Here is a 16755-nt window from a genome sequence, read left to right as displayed (position 1 = left end):
GTGCCCTTTTCAAAAATCTGGCATACTTCTATCGCTATGATAGTAAGCATCAGAGCAAATATCCGGAATCTTTTTATTATCCAAGCTTTGAGATGGTTTTTGCTGATCATGCCGACCATTGTTTTGTTCTATCAACAAAGTGGTCTCTCAATAAGAGATATTTTTATTCTGCAATCAATATATTCAATTTCCATAATAGTGATGGAGATACCTACCGGATATTTCGCTGATGTGTTGGGAAGAAAGCTCACGGTGCTCATTAGCTGTATTCTCTCATTTCTCGGATTATTGATATATTCTTTTGCACATAATTTTTGGAGTTTTGTAGCTGCGGAATTAACAATTGGATTTGGATCTAGCTTTCTTTCGGGTACTGATTCAGCATTGCTCTATGAAAGTTTGGCAGAATTGGATGAAGAAGAAAGATATAAGTTCTCTGAGAGCCGAATGCAATCCATATCCCACTTTTCAGAAAGCATTGCGAGTGTACTTGGTAGCGTTGTAGCTTCCTATGGTTTACGAAAGCCGTTTTATATTGAAACCGCATTGCTCTTTCTTTCGATACCCTTTGCATTGCTTCTCAAAGAACCTGTGAGAGAGCGGGTACAAAATAAACGCAATTTGAGAAAGGAAATTCTCAAAATCGTGAAATACACAATCCACGATCATGCTGAAGTAAAGTGGCTTGTATGCTATTCAGGTACAACAGTCGCGGCAACCCTAACTGCGGTTTGGCTTGTCCAGCCTTTTTTGAACCAAATGAGCGTACCACTCGTTTTTTTCGGAATCATCTGGGCTGCCCTTAATGCTTTCGTTGGTTTCTCTTCTTTTTACAGCCACAAATACGAAGAATTGATTGGCAGAAGGCTTACATTGATTTCGCTCATTCTTATTGCTTGTTTAGGATATCTGCTATTGGGAATTTCCTCGACTCCCTATGCGATCACCTTTTTCTTTCTGTTTTATATGGTGAGAGGTTTTAGTGGACCAATTTTGGATGACTATGTGAATACAATTATTACGTCTAACATGAGAGCAACTGTCCTTTCCGTCAAAAGTTTGGCAGGTAGATTGTTATTTGTAATTGTTGGTCCATTCATCGGATGGATTACTGATGTTTATTCACTACAAGCTGCCATACTCGCCTCTGGCGGAATATTTTGTATTATGGGGTTCATTTGTTTGCTTTTCCTACACAAAAATCATGCTCTGTGACAAAAGATTTACGTGAGGAGCAACAGACGGCGCCGCGGATGAATATGCAGGCGTTGTTGTTCATCGAGGAAGCGTTGCTGTGCGCCATGATGCAATTCATGTCCCTCGCGAGTGAATGGTGGCATGGGCGGCAACAGGGCACGGTGCATCCGGAACTCATGCGGAGACTGTTCAACTTGGCGAACCTGCTCTTGGAACTCCGGAAGAATGCCACAAACCTCTACTATTCCACGATGGCCTTGGGCCAATCGCTGGGGGAAGCACAAGCTCTACAGCTTGCGTCCTATCAGCAGCGGGGGGAACGTTGAGTGGGAATGGACGTATGCGATACGAAAACAGGAAGCAGGATCGGGGCAATTGCATTGAAGCATCACCTTTCCCGTATACTTGCCTCGTTTTCCCCTCTTTTCGTATGGCACCGCGTTTCTCCGTGAACAAGTACTTCCTCGTGACGTTCCTCCTCGGCATCGGGGCGGGCGTTGCGCTCACCACGGGCGCCGGCGCGGCCCTCACGGGTTCCGCCGTCTTTCCCGACGTGCGCTCCGGTACGTTCTACGATGAAGCCGTGGGTGAGATGTACGGCGAGGGGATCATCAAGGGCTTTGAGGACGGTACCTTCCATCCCGAGGACTACGTGACGCGCGGGCAGGTGGCGGTGCTGTTCAAGCGGCTGCGCGACGAGATCAACGGCGTGCTGCCCGCGCCCTCCTCTTCCGGTGAGGCAACCGCCGGCAGTTCCGTCTCCTCCCGCTCCTCCTCCCGCCGGTCCTCTTCCTCCTCCTCCCGCAGCTCGGCGGCGGCCACCTCCGTCAACGGGGCCTTCCGGCTGGCTGCTCCCACCTTCAGCATTCCGGACGTCGCCCCCACCCTTTCCCTCAGCATCCTGCGCACGGGGGGGGACAAGGGGCAGGTGACGGTGGCGTACACGCTCTCCGGCGGCACGGCCGTGGCGAGCACGGACTACGTGCCCACCAAAGGGGTGCTCACCTTTAAGGACGGGGAGGGATCGAAGAACGTGAGCGCGCGCCTCCTCCGCAACACGGGGGCCACCGGCAGCCGCACTGTCAACTTCACGTTGAGCGACCCCACCGGCGGCGCCGTGCTGGGGGATCCCTCCGGCGCGGTCGTCACCCTCTCCAAGGGGCTCTCCACCGGGAGCAGCAGCAGTAGCAGCTCTTCCGCCGCGGGCGGTTCCAATGCCGCGGGCGGCACCTTCATCTTCTCGGCGGCGGGGTACGGGGTGTTGGAGAACGCGGGGACCGCCACCATCACTGTGACGCGCACGGGCACCGTGAGCGCCGCTGCGACCGTGGAATTCGCCACCGTCAACGCCTCCGCCTCGGCTGGCACGCACTACGAAACCAACGGCGGCACCCTCTCCTTTGCGGCGGGGGAGACGAGTAAGACGTTCTCGGTGCGCGTGACGGACAATGCGACGGCGGACGGGAACAAAGCCTTGAACCTGGAGCTCCGCACCCCCACCGCCGGCGCCGTGCTGGGCTTGCCCTCGCGCGCCACGCTCACCATCATGGACAACGAGAGCGTGGCCACGGGTTCGGGCATCATCCGGCTGGAGCAGCCGTCCTACACCGTGAATGACACCGACGGCAACGCCTACGTCACCATCCTGCGCGCGGGCACCCCCACGGGCACCGCCAGCGTGAACTACGAGACGCTGGACAGCACGGCGCGGAACAATGCGGACTACACGCGCGTCTCCGGAACCGTTTCCTTCACGCCGGGCGAGATGAAGAAGATCATCGCCATCCCGCTCCTGGAACATGCGGGGGACGCGGGGGAAATCCAGTTCTACTTCCGTATCTCCAATGCCAGCGGCAACGCGACCCTGGGATCGCAGGTGGAAGCGACGGTGACGATACAGGGGTAGGGGACATCCACCTTCGTCCGCCTTCGGCGGAGCTACGGTGGACAGGGCGGTCAGCTGTCACCCTCCTTCGTCCGCCGCGGCGGACTACGGAGGGCAGGGCGGTCAGCGGTCAGAATGGGTCGGGTACATCCGGCTCATTTTTGCTGTTTCGCGCCCGCTTTCTGCTACAATGAGCAATCATGCGCGGCGCCACTCTCCCCATCATCACCGCACTCCTCCTGGTTTCCTGCGGTGCGCAGTCGGGACCGGCGCCCGGGAACGGTTCTTCCTCTTCGTCCTCCTCCCTTTCCCTTTCCCTCATGGAACTCACGAGTCCCGCGTTCGTGGATAACGAGCGCTTCCCTTCCGCATACACGTGCGACGGGGACGAAATCAGCCCACCGCTTGTCTTCCATTCCATTCCGGCCGAAGCCAAGAGCCTTGCCCTCATCCTGGATGACCCCGATGCCCCCGGCAGCAGCTTCATCCACTGGACACTGTGGAACATCCCCGCCCGCGAGCAGGATGTGGCGACGGGGGAAATCCCTCCCGGGGCGCGGGAAGGGAAGAACACCGCGGGCGGCAAGGGGTACGTGTCGCCGTGCCCTCCCACCGGAACGCACCGCTACGTCTTCACGCTCTTCGCGCTGGATGCGGAGTTGGGCCTCCCCGCGGGCGCCGCTCCCGATGAATTGCGCCGGGCGATGGAGGGGCACATTGTGGAGGAAACGAAACTCACGGGATTGTATTCGAGAAGTTGAAGGGGGATGGGGGAGGGGGTATCCGCTTCAGGCTTTTGTTCTACGTTTTGTTGAAACAACGCACATCCACCGCAACTGGATATCGGTGTTCTTGGACGGGTACCACATGTCATCGTAGTCCATCCACAAACGCATGAAGGGAATCTTTTCCATTGTGATTATCTTTCCTTCTTGGGGATCGGCCAATTCAATGCAATCCTTCTCAACGTTCTCCACGACGCTGAAATGTCCGATATAACCGAACTTCATCCAAGAAACGACTATCACGGTATCAGGAGTATTGGATCGCTGAAGATCCTCCCATGTTGCATTTGCTTGAGCACGGACGTCCAAGCCAAGGTTTTTGAATGTTTCGACAAGATCTTCATTGGAAAGACCATCCTTTTTTATATATTGAGAGATTGTCGCGATTTGTTCGAATGAGTACGGAAGTCCGAAGTAACGCACAGCCATGTGAATACTTGTTGGTCCGCAATCGGATTCATCCCGCTGCTTGAGAGGTGAGATTTTCATTGCTCGGTAGATTCTAGCAGAAAGAGGATGCTCACCCAATTCATGCTTCACATGAAAGAAGTGAAATCTTCTTCCTTTCTTGTATTCCCGGAACCTTGAGTCCTTGTATTCTCTCCCCATGTCATCCCACGCTTACGTCCGCACGCCGTTGGGTCCCCTCGCCATCACCGCGACGGAGCAGGGGATCACCGGAGTGCGGTTCGTTCCGCGCGCGGGGAAGAGCGACGTGCGCCTCCCGCACTTGCGGCGGTGCGTGCGCCAGGTGGAGGAGTACTTCGCGGGGGAGAGGCGCGCATTCGAGGGCTTGCCGCTCGCGTTCACGGGTACGGCGTTCTCCGTGGATGTCTGGCGCGCGCTGCGATCCGTCCCGTACGGCGCCACGCTCTCGTACGGGGACATGGCGTCCCTCCTGCGGCGCCGCGGCGCGGCGCGGGCTGTGGGGGGTGCGGTGGGGAGGAACCCGCTCTCCATCCTCATCCCGTGCCATAGGGTGGTGGGAGGGGATTCCCTCGGCGGATACGCGTGGGGGGTGGGGCGCAAGGAGTGGCTGCTGGAGCATGAGCGGAAGGTGGGCGTATCATGACGCGCATGGCCGCGCCGATCGCCCTCCTCGTTTCCCATGCGCTCCTCTCGTTCGGCATGCTGCGGGGGAGCGCGTCGTACGACGGGGCGGGTTTTCTCTGCCTGCTCCTCAGCTTCGCGCTGCTCCCGGCGGCGCTCTTCCTCTTGCGGCGCAAAGACTTCCCGCGCCTCCCCCTGCGCCTCCCCCTGGCGCTCGCGCTCACGGCCTCCCTCATCCTCGCCTCCCTCCGCCTCTCCACGCACGGGCCGCTCGCCGTCCCGTTCGGCACCACGTACGTGCGGTGGATGCCGCTCCTCGCGCTCCTCATCCCCCTGGCGTACCTTCCGCCCATGCCGGGGAAGGTGCGACGCGGCCTCTTCTTCGCGGCGCTCGGCATGGCCGTCCTCCTGCGCCTCTGGCTGCCGGTCGCTTCGCCCGCGCCCCGCATAGACACCTACGTCGTCATCCAGGAATCGGCGCAGCACCTCCTGGAGGGGCGGAACCCGTACGCGACGCCCGTGACCGACGTGTACGGGGGGAAGAAGTCGTACGGCTATGACATCAAAGGGTACGTCTACCTGCCCGCCAACCTCTACCCCCAGGCGGTTGCGACGGAACTGGCGGGGGACGCGCGGTACGCGCACATTGCGGCGGAGCTGGGGTTCGCCTTCCTCCTGTGGGTGCTGGCACGGCGGCTGTGGAGCCGTGATGCAGCCGAACTCATCGTTCTCCTCGCCCTCTCCCACCCCCTGGCGATCTTCGTGCTGGACGGGGCATGGACGGAGCCGCTCATCCTCCTCTCGTTCGCGCTCACCGCGTACGCGCTCTCCCGCGGCAAAGGCGCGCTGGGCGCCGCCGCGTTCGGGTACGCATTCAGCCTCAAGCAGTACCTGGTGATGCTCGCCCTCCCCTGGCTCTTCGCGGAGCGGCGGTGGAAACTACTCCTTCTCAGCGGCGCCGTCGCCGTGGCCACTCTCTTCCCCTTCCTCCTGTGGGACTGGCGCAGCCTGCTTTCGGAGGGGGTGCTTCTGCAGCTGCAGGCGCCCTTCCGGCAAGACACGTTCTCCCTGTTCGGGTTCCTCTCCCAAACGGCGGGTATCGTTCCGCCCAAGTGGTGGACGCTCCTCGTGAGCGCGCTCGCCTCCGTCCTCTCAGCCGTCTTCCTCCGCGGCTTGCCGCGGGTCACGGCGTTCCTCGCCGCTTCCGTCTTCACCCTGTACACCACCTTCCTCTTCGGGACGCAGGCCTTCGTGAATTACTACTACCTGGTATCGGGGATGATGCTCCTCCTGCTGGCCGCCGGTTTTCCGCTTCCGGAACCCCCGGAAGGGAGGAGCGAGAATGAAAAGAATATTTGACAACAAGGGGAATTATGCCCATAATACCCCCCTTATGGCCTCCCTCTCCTCCTCCCTTCGCATCACCTTCGCGGTGATCTTCCTTCCGCTGGTCCTCGTCGCGTGTTCCCCTTCCACGGGGGACGGGACGCAGACGGGTTCCCTCCTCGGGGGAACGGGCGCAACCGGAGGTAAACGGGAACAGGGAATGCTCACCATGAGCGCCAACAAGGATGCGGCGAATCCCGGCGAAGAGATCTCCTTCCTCATCACCGTACGCAACAACACCCCCATCGATTTCCAAGACGCGGAAGTGAACGTCACAATCCCCGGCCAAAAGCTCCGGATCACGGATACGGCGGGGGGCAGGCAGGTGGATGACCGCATCAGCTGGTCCATCCCCGCGCTTGCCTCCGGGGAGATGATGAACCTCCTCTACCGCGGTGAGCTCTCGGAACTGTTGAGACAAGGGGATGTGGTGCGCACGGTGGTCAGCTTGCGCGCCGGGAACCTGGCGAACCCCGCCACCGCGCAGGCGGAGATACGCATCGGCGCGGGCGGGGTTTCCTCCTTCTCGGGGAGTGTCCTCTCCTCATCCGCTTCCTCTTCCTCTACGAATTCCGGCTACACCTTCTTCCTCGGCGAGGAAGGATCCTCCTCCTCTCTGTCATCCCTCTCTTCCGTTTCCTCGTCTTCAAGCGTTGCCGCACCTGTCCCGGTGGCGGGCACCGTGACCGTCACCAACCGGACGGATGCGGCGGAACGGCCGGCGGGGGGCGCCGTGCGTTACAGCATCACGGTGCGTAACACGTCCGCTTCGCCCGTGGCCAACCTCACGGTGGAGGCGCTGCTCCCGGCCGCCCTCCTCGTGACCAATGCAGGCGGCGGCGCGCACGCCGAGGACGCCATCACCTGGACCCTCCCCTCGCTGGGCGCAGGCCAGAGCCGCACGTTCGCGTACCGCGCAACGCTCTCGCGCACGGTGCTGCCGGGCGACGTGGTCACCACCATCGCGGAAGTGAACAGCCCCGCCTTCTCCGCGCCGCTCATCGCCACGGCGGATGTTCGCATTGTGGCGGGCGCCGCTCCGCTCCCGCAGTCCGGCGTGGAGGATAAGTTCTTCCGGCCGCCGGAGGACACGTCGAAGTACTTGCGGAAGTTGAAGTGAAGCTCCCCGGCCTGATGGTTGGGGCATCTCCTGATACGCTTCGCGGCTCCTTTCGTGCGGAACCCCGCACCGTCCCGAGCCACCGATAGCCCTCAGGGTAAACCTGCGAGGGACTGGTGCGTGGGTGATACCGATGGACGCTGCACTCTGCCGCTTCGTGTTCCGCTCCGGGTATTTTGGAATTACTCCGTCCACCGGAACGTCTTGAATATCTCCTCCGCGAGTTGGGGGTTATCCGTTACTTGAGTGAGGCATATTACGGCTTGTTTGCCCTCCTTTTCTGTACAGAATGCATACGCAATGTTTGTGGAATTGTTAATTGGCATGCATACAAGAGGGTATTCAATATCAGGGCTCATGCTGTTTCTGATGAAGCTATCGGTCTGTGTCTGCACCTTTCCAAAGAATGCTTGCATGCCATTGAAATCCCTCTTCTCTGTAGCGGCATCACGTAAAGCATCCGAACATTTCAAGGACGAGTTGGATGTGAAACTGATATTCATAACAAAATCATTGGATTGCGCATGACCAGCGTCGAGAGTCGTTTGGAATGCAACCTGATCTTCATCCTGACCATCAATGTAGGCAAATGTATTGGAAGGAAATGTTATTGAAAAAAGGGAATTGCGATATGTTCGCTTATCAGGTTTGTCAGGGCACAGAACAGGAATCAATTTATAGTCTTTAATAGCAATCTTGTGAAAGCAATCGCTTTCAATAGCAGTTCTTGTGCAGCCGGAAAGCAGTGCAAGGAGAACAAATGCCGATAAATATCTGACAGTCATAGCAGCTATTGAGTTAAGAATAGTTCTTCTGGTCTAATATACTTTATTCTGTAGGGATTTAATATTCCCACACCATTTCCCGCCCACGTTTCCATTACCGCGTCAATGGCCGCTATAGATCCCACGTGGAGATGAGGTCCGTAAGAATATCCTGCGTAGTCTCGTCCTCTAACATCTTCTCGCCAATCCAAGTCGCCCATCTCAAGGTAACCTATCCTAATAGCTCCCCTTACAAAGTAGTTCTCTCCGGCTGGCGTTTGTTGCCAGGCTTGTATCCAGGGAAGTTCATCTTTTCCCTGATCAAATCTATTTTGCGCATTGTCGTCCCATACCACATCTTTACTTGGTCTGAGGTGACCAGCAAAGAGACGAATTGTATCAGTCGTTATGTGATTTTGAATTCCAATTTTCTTTGCAATAACCTCTTCGAGATTCGGTTTGTCTGCATTGGGCTGTCGATATTCCACAATGATGGATCGGACTTCCTCAAGTAGTTTTGGATTATGCTGTAAGTCAACGATTGCGGGTATGCAATTGCTATAATCATTTGATTGAAATTCTGGGTTTTCAATAATGTCAATTACTTTATCCATCTGAATTTCCGTTTTGAATGTTTTAGGTTCTGTAAACTTGATCTCGAATTTAACTGCCATCGTGCCATAACCTGATACAGGCTGTGCATCGACAACGCGAATAGTTGCACCCGGTATCTGTGGTAACCAAATCTCATCACCTTGCACCGCGGCTCTATCGTTGATCATTGTATAGTCCCCTCCAACATGCCCTTCATAGTAATCTTGTCCTGAAGGTAAGATTGATAAGAGATTGGTTGCCCCCTCCGGAATTTTGTTAAAACTCCCATCCCATTGGACCTCAATGGACCGCTCTGATATTCCGAAAATGTGGGGATCTGTTCCCACTTGCGCGCCCTCCTGCCAGCTCACAACCTTGACCATGATCGGCATACACCGTCCGCCCGTCGCTTCCCCGATCCATTCCACGGGAATGTCTACGTACAGCTGGTTCAAAGCTTGTCCGAAGTACTGCTGCCCCGGTCTCCAATTGATCTGTTCCCCCGTGATCTGATTGATGAGGTAGACGTAGTTGTAGCCTATTCCTACTCCATCGATGCCCATGGGGAGATCGAAGTACACGCGGATGTTGCCATTACGGTAGTACGAGTATTCCGTTGAAACACGCACCGGCCTATCCGGTGTGTAGCCGGAGGGAAGTGTTTCTTCGAGCACATAGTTGAAACCCATCACCTCTTCGAATAGGAAGGAAAGGCGGTCGAAGAACTGATTGACGTCGGAAGAGGAAGCCATGATGAAGAGTTTTCGCTGGTCAATGCCGATCACTTTGGAAACCTTTGCGCAGATCATACGGAGGTCCTCATCGCTGTCGGCGGCGATCGCTTTCTGGAAGAATCCCGCGAAGATCCTTCCCATGCGGCTGTTTGTTTCCACAATCTTCCCGTGCATGATGAGCGGTTCGTGCGGATTGGGGTTATGGAACCACAGCAACATTTCATTCATCACTTCTTCAGTCTTCTCATCGTCCCATGCATCAATGTCAATCATGTCCGGCGCCGAACCATGTTGGTTACCCTCATTGGCGATGATGGCGTCGTACGAGAGTGCTGTATCCAGATCCTGTCCGGCAAGCGCCAGATATCCCCTGTTGATCACAATATCTTTCAATTTTGCGAGTATCAGGGCATGAAGTTCTTCCGCAGAAACACCTCTTTCCAAGAACGCATCATGTTCCTTCTGTAGGGCGATATTGGTCAGCTTCAAAGACTGCTCCAGCGTTTCCATGGTCGGCATTGATTGGCCGGAAGAGGAAACACTCTCCCTCCAGTTATCCAATGTCGGCGAGTTATGCACTGCATCCACTATTTTTGCGTTGAGCGTTTGGATGCGCCGCGAACCCATCTCCGCCTGCCTCTCGGTCTCCGTCATCTCCCCCACCCTCGGCGGATGGATTTTACGCGAGTCGATGCCTCGCTGCACTCCCTCGGAATCCAAGATCTCAAGAGTCACCCAGTCACCGCTCTGCCTCAGTGCCGTATTGATCCACAGCGCTTGCCTGCTTAAGGACGTGATTTCACCCGTGAACTCCTTCACCACGGGGTCATCCGCGCTCCCGGATTGCCCCACGTGGACGCGCGCTGTGACGGAACCTCCCCCAATACCTAAGTTGTAGACACCGAAGAGCATGCTGAACTCGTCACCACCGCCGCCGTGGAAATTGGTGCCGGGGGTGCCCTCCATCGGTACATCCACCCATCCCTCATCGGCGGGTTCCCGTCGGCTGTACAGATCAGTCACCTCCAGCTTCATCTCCTCTACCGGCATGACGTCGGTCAATCGTTCTCCCGTTCGCGCATTGGCATCGAGCAAGAAGGTGCCCAAACCTCCCACACCGAAGACGATGTGGGTGGGGCAGCCGGGATACGTGATGATGGCTTTACCGTACTTTCCGTCCACATAGCTCCAATACGATGGAGGTAGTTTATAGAGATCGCTCCCGCCGTGTCCGTCCCCCGTAAAGTACAACACCTCCCTGATGCCCACTGCGTCGCCCGTATTCACCTGATGGAGCGTATATCCCGCGGTATTCGTGATGCCGGGGAATATCCGATATCCGGTGCGCTCATCGGTAATATGGAGACCCCAGTTGAAGTTCACGCCAAGTTTTTGCATTAACGCGTAATAATTCGCAGGCACTACCCCCCACGGCATGGCGCCATGGAGGGCAATCTTCCCGTTATTAGCCGTAGAGAGGGGATCGGCTTCGGGCTGGGGGAGGTCCTTCCACCCCGTGGTGGCCACGGGGGAGACGATCAAATTTGCCGTCTGGTCGTTCTTCGCCAATACCACACTCGTGATGCCCCCTTCATCCGTCATATGCACCATGCCGTCCGCGCCCACTTCCTGCGTGGCGATGAGCGTATCGCCGCGGTAGGCGTACGCCGTCACTGGCACATTCGGACGGTCCGCTTTGACGTAGCACTTCACCTCGCTCACCATCTTCCCCGCATTGTGCAGATCCAGCGCCGTCACAAACCCGTTACTATTAAGCCACTTCTCGCCTGCGGGGATATCCGGAATGCCCACCGGGGCATCCGTGTTGATCTCATCGAAACCATACAAGGAATTGGAATATAAGGGATTGATGCGAAGACCGAGGATCGGTTCATCAATGGCTATCTGTGCGTTACCCGACGAAAGGTAAATGGGATACGTGCTACCGTCCGCGCGGGTAACGACGAGTGTTCCATGGTTGTCCCCTCCCAAATGCTTGATTTCCACCCATTGCACGTACCGTGGTTCTGCGAGTGTGAGTGAAATGGGGCCTGATTGTGCATTGCTCACTGCGTAATTATTGTTAAAGTCAACAAATCCTCCGGAAACGACCCCTTGTTGATTCAGCAGGAAAGCCCACGAATTACTTCTCTGATCTGGAGGCTTCCATAAATGTGTTTGTATTGTGGCTGTCCCAAGCGTCGGGAGCGCTACCGTCTTCGTCCGTAGCGGAAGGATGATGTATTCATTTACGTGTACCGTTCCCTGTTGGTGGCCTTCCTCCAGCCCCAGGAGGGTTCCCAACGCAGGGGAAGCATCAATCTGCTCCTGCGTTATTCCCGCACCCACCAGCGCGCGGTGGAGGAGCGCTCCTTCGAGGGAGCTCATGGTCAATCCACCGACTTTCGGCCAGGCGCCGAAGGATGCCGTGCCACCGATCTCGGGAAGGTTCATGAGCCAGCTCCCGTCTTCCTGCAAACTGCCTTCCATGAGCGCCACTTGCTGGGAGACGGTGTCCGTATTGGCCAGCGGCTCCTCCTCTGCGCCGAGCAATTCTTCCATGGTTGTCCGCAGGACGTTGCGCATCTCCATGAGGTCATCGACCCCTTGGACGATATCCGTCGCGATGTCGGTGAGCATCTCCTCATCCATCTCGTGCATCGCGGCGGCGCGTAAAAGATCCGCCTCCAGCGCATCACTTGCCTCCTCCGCCAAGGCGAGGATGCCGGCGACTTCAACGTGTTCCTCTTCCGCTTCCTGTTTCCTCGCGGCCGCCTCATTCCTCCCCTCCTCTGCGGCGTCGATCTCCTCGGGGATGGCGGCGTCACGCGCGTGGAGCGTGGTGAGCATGTCGGTTGTGTCCGTAATCGTCGTTTGCAGGTCGTGTTGGATGATCGTGAGGACGGCGAGTTGGTCTTTGTACCGCACGTGGGCATCGGACGCATCCCGGTAGGCAATGCGCGTCGTCAGCAGCATCCGCTGGTAGACGCGGCTCTGGGGATACCGTTCCACCAGCTTTTCGAGTACGGGTATGCGCTCCCCATACTGTTGCACTCTCGCACCCATGGTTTCCACCTTGTACTCAAGGAATACGCGATCCTCGGTCACCTCCTCCAGTTTCGCTTGGTAGGACGGGAGGTTCTGCTCCAGCATGGCGATGTTTTCGTCACCCACCCTGTCCTCTTCCCGGAGCGCCGCGATGGCATCCGTGAGGCGGTTTATCTCGCTGATGTCGTTCTCCACTTGCGCGGCGAGCTCGCTGATGCGCGCGGTTGAGGCGCTGATCGTCGCCACCTGCCTTTCCAGCTCTTCGGTATCCTGCGTGATCTCCGCCTCGATGCCCGCAAGGTCCTCTTCCAGCAGGTCGCTGCGGGTGTCCATGCTCCGCAGAAGATCCCGCTTGTCTTCCATACTCGAGATGAGGTTACCCAGCCCGATGAATTCGTTGTCTCCCACCGAACCGTCTATGAGCCGTGCCAGGGATTCCTCATCCCATTGGTCTTCCCGCAGGAGGATGTTCCCGATGTAATCCGCGTAGTTCTCCTGCATCAGTTCCAGCTCTTCCCCGGTAAATTCCCCTTCCGCTCCGGTCATGAGGTACCGCTTCTCCAGGGTTTCGAGGGAGGGCTTCCGTCGGGATTGCGGGCGGTTCCTTTTCGGGATTTGGCCGTTTTGGGGGGATGAATGCGGGCGGTTTCTGCTTGGCATGGGAGAGAGGGGAAGAACGACACCATCAAAGCACCGCTGCGGGGGGTGGAGGAGAGGTCTTTTGGAAGAAAAACTGTCAAGGGTGAGGTTCCTGTGTTCGCCCGGGGATGAAAGACGTTCCATGGGGGCGTGGAACGGGGAGGATTTGTGTTGTACTACCTCATGCCCCCGGTCTCTTCACTGTTTTTGTTTCCTCCACTCCTGTTTTCTCCTCCTTGTTTTTCCTCCACCCCTAACCCCTCCTCTTTTGTTTGTTTCCTCCACCCCTAACCCCTCCTCCTTCGGAGGAGGGGCATACTCCTTGTCATGATGAACTTTCTGTCTTCGCTTCAAAGCTCCTCAGCCACAGGAAGTACTCCCCTTTCTCCGAAGGAGAAAGGGGTTGGGGGATAGAGGAGTGAAAGAGGGGCACACTTCCTGCGATCACTCCTGCGGCGTGTTTGCGGAGTGGATGATTCCCAAAGCCAAGTCCCCGTCCGTCACATAGCGGTCCCCCTGCGCGTTGCGGCCTTCCGTATTCGTGTTCATGTCGTGCACGCGCAGGAGCTCGACGAGCTGCTTGGCGGCGCGTAGGTCCCCCATGAGCGTGTCGCGTTCGGCATCGATGGCGGGGTCGATGTGGTGGGTGAGCTGTCCCGTGAAGCGGTTGAAGCCCACCGTGCGGTCGAACGTGGCCGCCCCGATCCACAGGGGGCGCCCGCCGTTCCGCGGCGTCACAGCCAGCAGGCCGTCCCCGCCGTCGGGGGGCGCGAGCCACAGGCGCACGTGGTGGCGCTGCGTGGGGCGCTTGCCCGTCATCTTCTGGAACGCCAGGTCCTGCTTGCGGTCCCACAGGTACAGGTTGCTCACGGGGGCCGTGGGGTAGGGGCGGTTGAGGAGGATGCTCGCCGCGGTGGAGAGGACGGTCTTGAGGGTCAGGGGATCCGCGGGCTGCCATCCCGCCAGGAGCAGGGCGCGGATCACTTCCTCGCGCTCGCCGATGAGGGCCACGTTGAGGGGGTCGCCCGGGATGCCTATTCTGTTCTCGGTGAGGGTGGGCGCGTCCGCGAAGGCTTTTCCCTCCACCACCCGCCAGGCGAACGGCAGCACGATGTAGCTTGTGAGCACGTAGCAGGCGAGGAGCATGAACACGCTGCGCGTCCCGCGCCGTACGGCTGCGGCCTTGGGACCGCGCTTCTTCCGCATGCGGCGGCGCTTGGAAGCCTGTGGGAGGGGGAGAGGATTCATGGAGTCTGTCGGGAGGGAGTATACCATCTCTCCCATCCCTTCCCCTTACAGCGGTACGGTCTCCGCAGGGACCCCCTTCTGGTACAACCGCTGCTGCGTATACATCTCCGGGTCGATGGTGCGGGTGAAGCAGGCGCGCCCCTTGCCGTGGGCCCACAGCTCCGCCTGGGGTTCGCCGTACGGGCCACCGTAGGGGGTCCGGTTGGCGTCTTCCTTCGTCTGCTCCGTGGCGAACTCGGCGCAGAACTCAAAGGAAAGGGAGGAGACGGATCGGTACTCGTAGGGTTGATCCGTCACGGGATCCCGCGGGGGGATGTAGCCCTGGAGCTCGTTGCGGAGTTCATCGACGGTGGAAGGGAGGCGGTCCTTGTTGATCCAAAATTCCACCACCTGGTTCTGGAGGGTGGCGAGGTCGCTGATGCGGCGGTTATCGAAACGCAGTTGCCGCTGGTAGAACGGCGAGCCGATGATGAAGAATCCGGCGACCACCGCCAGCAGGGCCACGATGCCCGAGGCGATGGCGCTGTACTGCGGCACGCGGGACTTGGAGGCGGTCTGCCGCAGTTCCCACAGGTAGTACCCGAACACCGCCGCGGCCGTGAGCAGTACGGCGACCACCTTGAGGAGGAAGCGCATGGTCAGTTCCCCGCTGAGGAAGTGGTACATGAGCGTCACCAGATCCACGATGATGATGAGGGCGGCGAGGAAGAGCGTGAGGTTCAGGAGCCAGCGGCGCACGGGGAGGTCCCCCTTTGCCGGGTCCTGTTTCCTGTCGCGTTGCAGCAGCCACGAGACGAGGAGGTACACGGGGAAGACGATGATGAGCGCGGCGGCCGCCGTGCGGATCAATTCCAGGTTGGCGCCCGCGCGGTAGCTGAATTCCGCGGTCAGCACGTCCGGGAACAGCTCGTTGACGTACTGGAAGAGCAGCGTGAGGATGCTCGTGACGCTCACGTAGAGCATGACGATGGCGAGCAGGTGCAGGAAGACGTCCTTGGGCGTGGTGCGTGCAGCCATACGAGGGAGGGGAAAGGAGGAAAAGGGATTATACCACCGTTTTTGACGGTCTCCGCAAGTCATCGAGGAAAATGCCCGCGATGCTCGCTGCGGGGATGGAGAGGAGGATGCCCAGGATGGGGTGGATGACGGTGGGGAAGCTGACGCCCACCAACATGGCGAAGATGGTGGCCACGGGGGAGACGTCCACGGCGTGCCGCATGATGATGGGGACGATGAGGTTGTTCTCGCTCCACTGCACGGCGTAGTAGCAGAGCGCGACGATGAGCGCCCACACGATGTCCCCCTGGCTGACGGCGATGAGCACGCCCGGGATGGCGGCGAGGAAGGGCCCCACGTAGGGAATGAACTCGGTGAAGCCGGCAAGCATGGCGAGCGTGAGGGCGTAGGGCATCCGCAGGACGGTGAGCACAAGGAACACCAGCGTGCCGATGATGAGGCAGAGGGCCAGCTGGCCTTTGGCCCACTGCGAGAGCTTGACGTAGACGTGGTTCAACTTGCGTTCCGTGTACGTCCGCTGCGCCGGCGAGAGGAACTGCAGGAGCCAGGGGAGCGTGCGGTCCCGTTCCATCTCGAAGAAGAAGGCGAAGAGGAGCACCACGAGGGTGTCGATGACGAACCACAGCACGGACGTGGCGAGGCCGGTGGCGAACTGCAGCGAACCCCGCGCGAAGGTGGAGAGCGACGAGGCGAATTCCCGGAGCATGTCCGGGATCTTCTCCACCGAGAGGTGCTGCAGCGTGCTCTGGAGGAGGAGCGAGAGCTCGCGGTTCCAGTCTTCGGGGAGGATGGGCAGCTCCACCTCGGGCCGGAGGAGGAACCGGTTCACTTCCGCCGTGGAGAGCGAGGCCAGCTCCGTCAATTGTTCGGCGATGATGGGGACGAGGGAGAGGAACAGGAACACGGCCAGGCCGAAGAAGAGCACGTAGTGGATGAGCACGGCGATGCTCCGCGGGATCCCCCATCCCTCCAGGCGCTGCACGCCGGGATCGATGACGGCGGCGATGAAGAGGCCGATGAGCAACAGCAATAGTGTTTTCCGCAACAGATAGGCCAAAAGAACGCCACCGACCACGGCGAGGGAAGCGAAGAACGCCTTGGTGACCGTGAGGGGGGAGAACCGGCCCACCACGTTCTCCGGGAGGTCCATCCCCTTGGGCATGCGGCTTTTCGCGGAGGCGGCAGGTCCGTTCGGCATGGGTCCCATGGTATCAGGAGGAGGCGGTTAACGGAGATCAGTTCGCGGGGAGGTCAAGGGAAGAGGATGCCGAGGATTCCGAGGAATGTC

At 58.4% G+C, this 16755-nt stretch carries 13 protein-coding genes; 7 read left to right on the top strand and 6 right to left on the bottom strand.

Going from position 1 to position 16755, the window contains the following annotated elements; translation table 11 throughout:
* The first annotated feature begins 36 nt into the window (after window positions 1–36).
* From WC698_04010 to WC698_03995, 4 genes are all read left to right on the top strand, one after another.
* Window positions 37–1215 carry an MFS transporter gene (locus WC698_04010; GenBank protein ID MFA6039400.1) on the top strand — a complete coding sequence of 393 codons (1179 nt, stop codon included), beginning with the start codon at window positions 37–39 and terminating at the stop codon, window positions 1213–1215.
* Window positions 1212–1523, top strand: coding sequence for a hypothetical protein (locus WC698_04005; GenBank protein MFA6039399.1), 312 nt, complete (start codon window positions 1212–1214; stop codon window positions 1521–1523). The genes WC698_04010 and WC698_04005 overlap by 4 nt, the downstream gene beginning before the upstream one ends.
* 104 nt (window positions 1524–1627) lie before the next feature.
* A complete protein-coding gene (locus WC698_04000; protein MFA6039398.1) occupies window positions 1628–3103 on the top strand; it encodes a Calx-beta domain-containing protein in 1476 nt (491 codons plus the stop codon).
* Window positions 3104–3282: 179 nt separating this feature from the next.
* Window positions 3283–3843 (top strand): YbhB/YbcL family Raf kinase inhibitor-like protein, encoded by a 561-nt coding sequence (locus tag WC698_03995; GenBank protein ID MFA6039397.1) that lies wholly within the window; start codon window positions 3283–3285, stop codon window positions 3841–3843.
* Window positions 3844–3870: 27 nt separating this feature from the next.
* Here WC698_03995 and WC698_03990 read toward each other — a convergent pair whose 3' ends face one another.
* A complete protein-coding gene (locus WC698_03990; GenBank protein ID MFA6039396.1) occupies window positions 3871–4407 on the bottom strand; it encodes a cysteine peptidase family C39 domain-containing protein in 537 nt (178 codons plus the stop codon).
* 67 nt (window positions 4408–4474) lie between these two features.
* Here WC698_03990 and WC698_03985 point away from each other — a divergent pair, with 67 nt between their 5' ends.
* Genes WC698_03985 through WC698_03975 form a run of 3 tightly spaced genes read left to right on the top strand, consistent with a single transcriptional unit; the run spans window position 4475 to window position 7423 of the window.
* Window positions 4475–4939 carry a methylated-DNA--[protein]-cysteine S-methyltransferase gene (locus tag WC698_03985; protein ID MFA6039395.1) on the top strand — a complete coding sequence of 155 codons (465 nt, stop codon included), beginning with the start codon at window positions 4475–4477 and terminating at the stop codon, window positions 4937–4939.
* Between the two features lie 5 nt (window positions 4940–4944).
* A complete protein-coding gene (locus tag WC698_03980) occupies window positions 4945–6276 on the top strand; it encodes a hypothetical protein (protein MFA6039394.1) in 1332 nt (443 codons plus the stop codon).
* Window positions 6277–6310: 34 nt separating this feature from the next.
* On the top strand, window positions 6311–7423 hold the full coding sequence (locus WC698_03975) for a hypothetical protein (GenBank protein ID MFA6039393.1): 1113 nt from the start codon (window positions 6311–6313) through the stop codon (window positions 7421–7423).
* Window positions 7424–7605: 182 nt separating this feature from the next.
* Here the strand turns inward: WC698_03975 and WC698_03970 are convergent, their stop codons facing one another.
* The 5 genes from WC698_03970 to WC698_03950 form a co-directional block, all read right to left on the bottom strand.
* Window positions 7606–8208, bottom strand: a complete 603-nt coding sequence (locus WC698_03970; GenBank protein ID MFA6039392.1) for a hypothetical protein — start codon at window positions 8206–8208, stop codon at window positions 7606–7608.
* A gap of 5 nt (window positions 8209–8213) precedes the next feature.
* Window positions 8214–13223: a hypothetical protein gene (locus WC698_03965; GenBank protein MFA6039391.1), complete on the bottom strand. Its 5010-nt coding sequence runs from the start codon at window positions 13221–13223 to the stop codon at window positions 8214–8216.
* A 423-nt stretch (window positions 13224–13646) separates the two neighbouring features.
* Window positions 13647–14450 carry an LssY C-terminal domain-containing protein gene (locus WC698_03960; protein ID MFA6039390.1) on the bottom strand — a complete coding sequence of 268 codons (804 nt, stop codon included), beginning with the start codon at window positions 14448–14450 and terminating at the stop codon, window positions 13647–13649.
* Window positions 14451–14495: 45 nt separating this feature from the next.
* Window positions 14496–15467: a DUF5671 domain-containing protein gene (locus tag WC698_03955; protein ID MFA6039389.1), complete on the bottom strand. Its 972-nt coding sequence runs from the start codon at window positions 15465–15467 to the stop codon at window positions 14496–14498.
* Window positions 15468–15495: 28 nt separating this feature from the next.
* Window positions 15496–16665 (bottom strand): AI-2E family transporter, encoded by a 1170-nt coding sequence (locus WC698_03950; protein MFA6039388.1) that lies wholly within the window; start codon window positions 16663–16665, stop codon window positions 15496–15498.
* Between the last annotated feature and the right edge of the window lie 90 nt (window positions 16666–16755).

It is taken from the genome of Candidatus Peribacteraceae bacterium (assembly GCA_041661065.1).
In the GTDB taxonomy this organism is placed as follows: Bacteria; Patescibacteriota; Gracilibacteria; order Peribacterales; family Peribacteraceae; genus CAIKAD01.
Note: the sequence above shows the minus strand (reverse complement) of the source record. Positions and strands in the feature narration are given on the sequence as shown.